The organism is Lutibacter sp. (assembly GCF_041596795.1).
GTDB lineage: Bacteria > Bacteroidota > Bacteroidia > Flavobacteriales > Flavobacteriaceae > Lutibacter.
The window spans coordinates 1-4225 of record NZ_JBFHHX010000205.1; the positions used below are offsets into that span (position 1 = coordinate 1).

Annotated in this window: 4 protein-coding genes; all 4 read left to right on the forward strand. The window is 28.3% G+C overall.

Annotation, left to right across the window (positions count from 1 at the left end; all coding sequences use genetic code 11):
* On the forward strand, nucleotides 1-861 hold an 861-nt coding region (locus ABY298_RS15160), incomplete at its 5' end, for a glycosyltransferase family 4 protein (protein ID WP_372746893.1).
* Nucleotides 861-2144, forward strand: a complete 1284-nt coding sequence (locus ABY298_RS15165; RefSeq protein WP_372746894.1) for a phenylacetate--CoA ligase family protein — start codon at nucleotides 861-863, stop codon at nucleotides 2142-2144. The genes ABY298_RS15160 and ABY298_RS15165, both read left to right, overlap by 1 nt.
* 4 nt (nucleotides 2145-2148) lie before the next feature.
* Nucleotides 2149-2901, forward strand: a complete 753-nt coding sequence (locus ABY298_RS15170; protein ID WP_372746895.1) for a glycosyltransferase family 2 protein — start codon at nucleotides 2149-2151, stop codon at nucleotides 2899-2901.
* A gap of 49 nt (nucleotides 2902-2950) precedes the next feature.
* A partial coding sequence (locus tag ABY298_RS15175; RefSeq protein WP_372746896.1) for a sugar transferase occupies nucleotides 2951-4225 on the forward strand: 1275 nt, incomplete at its 3' end.

Below are 4225 nucleotides of genomic sequence, written 5' to 3' on the forward strand. Positions count from 1 at the left end.
GCTATGATTTTTGGTGTGCTAAAGCATAAAAAAGCAGACTATATTTTAATAGATACCTATAGTACCACTAATTTTTATTATGCTTTTTTTATTGCTCAATTGGCAAGATTGTTGAAAATAGCATATATTCCAATTTTACATGGAGGGAATTTACCAGAACGACTCAAAAAAAGTCCGTTGCTTTCAAAATATATTTTTAAAAATTCTTATAGAAATATTTCACCTTCATTATATTTAGCAACTGTATTTAATGCTGTTGGTTTTAAAACTATGGTAATTCCTAATGCTATTTGTTTAAATTTATATCCATTTAAAGAAAGGGAAATAGCACCGAAACTATTATGGGTACGTGCTTTTGATCAGATATACAATCCAAAAATGGCGGTTGAAGTGCTTATTTTATTGCAAAAGGATTACCCAAATGCTGAATTGTGCATGATAGGCCCTGATAAAGATAGATCGTTAAACGCTATTAAAAATTTCGCAAAACAAAAGGGTATAGAAAATAGTATTGAATTTACAGGTTTAATGACGAAAGAAAATTGGATTAAGAAAGCAACAGCATATAATTATTTTATAAATACCTCTAATTTTGACAATATGCCTGTGAGTGTAATTGAAGCAATGGCTTTAGGATTTCCTGTAATATCTACCAATGTTGGTGGAATGCGTCATTTAATTCATCATAATAAATCGGGTATATTGGTTGCTAAAAATAATGCTTGTGAAATGGCGGAGGCTATAAAAGCAATTATTAAAAATCCGGAAATTGGAGCAAGATTGTCTAAAAATGCTAGAGAGCAAGTAGCACAATATGATGAAAAAGCAGTACAACAAATGTGGTTAAATGTGTTGCAATAATGGTATATAAATTAATTTTTAAAATTGGTCAGTTTTTTAGAAATCCATCATTAACAAAAAATTATTTGTTTTTGAAAGATTCAGAAAAATGGTCATTAAAAGAGTTAGAGTATTACCAATTAACTAAATTAAAAGAATTGGTGGCGTATTGTTACGCTAACACAACTTTTTATAAAAATTCTTTTGATAAAGCTGGTTTAAAGCCTAGTGATATAGTGACTTTAGCTGATATTAAAAAAATTCCAATTATTACAAAAGAACAATTGATTGCTTATAATACGGCAATACATTCATCAAAAAATAATCAAAAAAAATTTAAAGCGTCTACTTCAGGAACCTCCGGAACCTCTTTAACTTTTTGGAAAGATGAACATGCAGATTCGTTTAACCGAGCCAGTATTTTTAGAGGGTATTCTTGGTTTAATGTTAAACCTTGGGAAAGAAATTTATATTTTTGGGGATTTCAATTTTCGTTTTTATCCAAATTAAAATGTAAGATTTTAGATGGTTTACAAAATAGGTTTAGAATTTTTAGTTTTAAAGAGGTTGTTATAAAAAAAATGATTCCAAAAATAAATAGCGTTACCTATATTCATGGATATTCTTCTATGATTTATGAAGTTGCTAAAATTTATAATGCCCATCAACTTGAAAAACCAAAAAAAATTAAAATGGTTAAGGGAACTTCTGAAAAAGTGTTTGTAGCCTATCAAGATGCTGTAAAAAAGGCGTTTGGCGTTCCAATTATTAATGAATATGGTGCCGCTGAAACAGGTATTATTGCGTTTGAATGCCCAAAAGGAAAAATGCACATAAACATGGAAGGGGTTATAGTAGAAGAAATAAATAAGGAATTAGTTGTAACCAATTTACAACAAACTTCATTTCCTATAATTCGTTATAAATTAGGAGATTATGTTATTTTGGATACTACTGAGGGTACTTGTTCTTGTGGAATGAAACATCAAGTAATTAAGGAAGTTACAGGGAGAATTGGAAAAATTATATATGGTAGAACAGCAGAGTTTCCAAGTTTATATTTTTATTATATTTTTAAAAATTTAGGACAAAAGCATCAATTGTATTTAAATTATCAGGTGCAGCAGCATAAAAAAGGACACTTAACTTTTTTAATAGAGCAACAGTTAACCGGCCTTCAACAACAGTATTTAAGTCAAGAAATTATTGCTTATTTTGAGAATGATATAGTTTATGAAATTAAAAGTAACCAACATTTTACAACAACCTCAAAAAAACAAGAAAGTTTTATTTCAACCCTATAATTAAATGAATACGCCACTAATATCAGTTATAACACCAAATTTTAATTCAGGTAAATTTATTTTGCGTACTATAGAAAGTGTACAAAATCAGACGTATAAGAATTGGGAATGGTTAATTATTGATGATTGTTCCACAGATAATTCCGTTGAAATTATTGAGAAATTTACGGCAATAGATTCGCGTATTCAATTAATTAAATTAGAGCAAAATTCAGGACCAGCCATTTGTCGTAATACAGGAATTGAGATGGCAAAAGGCTCTTTTATGACTTTTATAGACTCTGATGATTTATGGAAGCCCAATTTTATAGAAATTTCAATTAAACAAGAACAAGAATCAGAGGGTTTTGTGTTTGCTTCGTATCATTGCTATGATGAAAATTTAAATCCAAAATTTAATGATTTTATAGTACCCAATAAAGTTACTTATGATGATATTTTAAAGCAAAACTCAATAAGTTGTTTAACTGCTTTTATAAATATTGAAAAGTTAGGCAAATATAAAATGCCAGAGGTTAGGTACAGACAAGATATGGGTTTATGGTTACAATATTTAAAATTGATAGAATATGCAGTTGGAATAAAAGAACCATTAGCAATTTATAGAATTCGGGAAAAATCACATTCAAGAAATAAATTTAAATTATTGAAACATCAATGGAATTTTTATAGAAATGTTGAAGGTATTTCTTTTATAAAAACAACATATTATTTTAGTATTTGGATGTATTGCGGAATTAAAAAATATTATGGGTAAAGTATTGGTTAATTTCTTTATTTTTACTTTTTACAGGAAACTCTTTTAAATGCCAAACACAACAACTCATTTTTCTATTTCAGAACGTAAAATTTATCTACGTGTTTTAGATATTTTATTTCCTATTATCAGTTTTTATATAGTTAGTTTGTTTACTGAATATCAGTATTTCAATTTTAATAGTCCGCAAATTGTTACATGGATTATTTCGTTGAGTATGTATATCTTATTTTTTGGTCAAATATTTGAAATGTATAATTTAAAAGTTGCCAGTGATAAATACTTAACCATTAAAAGTACACTACTTACGGTTGTTTTTGCAACGCTGTTTTATGTTTTTACACCTTATTATTCGCCATTACTTCCTCAAAACAGATTGCAAATATTGTATTTCTTCGGAGTATTACTGGCATCAATATTACTAAATAGATTTATTTACATTCAATTTATTTTTTCGCCTCGTTTTTTTAAAAATATATTGCTAATAGCTGAAAAAGACGAAATTGAAAGGGTGTTAATGTGTAAAGAAAACATTGAAGTAAACAATATAAAATGTTATATTTCTTCTGAACCAATTAATAATGATACCTTAGAATTTGTTACTGTGGAAAACGCAGATATTGCAGCTTTGGTAAAGAAATTTGCTATAAATGAAATAATTGTAACCTCTGAAAAAGGTAAGTTAATTACTAAAAAGGTGAATAGTCAGTTAATTGCATTATTTGAAAAAGGATTAAGTATTAAAAGTGTAGATAGTTTTATTGAAAATGAAACGTTCCGAATTTCTGAAAATAAATTAGCTTTTGATTTTTATAACTATTTTACCTTTAGTAAAAGTCAGGAAAATAACTTGTATGTCTCTTTCCATAGAATATTAGATATTTTAGTTTCTATAATAGGAATTTTATGCTTCATTTTTGTTGCTCCACTTGTAATTTTAGGAAATTTAATTGGAAATAGGGGTGCATTGTTGTACACACAAAAACGAATAGGGAAAAGAGGCGAGGATTTCAATATTATTAAATTTAGATCCATGGTATCTGATGCAGAAAAGGGTGGTGCTGTTTGGGCTCAAAAAAATGATGTGCGTGTTACTAAATTTGGTAGAATTCTTAGAAAAACTAGAATTGATGAAATGCCGCAATTTATAAATGTACTAAAAGGGGAAATAAGTTTAATTGGTCCTAGACCAGAAAGACCAGAATTTGTACATCAGTTAGAGCAAGAGATTCCCTATTATGCAATGCGCCATGTAATTAAGCCAGGTTTAACTGGTTGGGCGCAAGTAATGCATCCTTATGCAAGTTCAGTACAAGACCAAAAA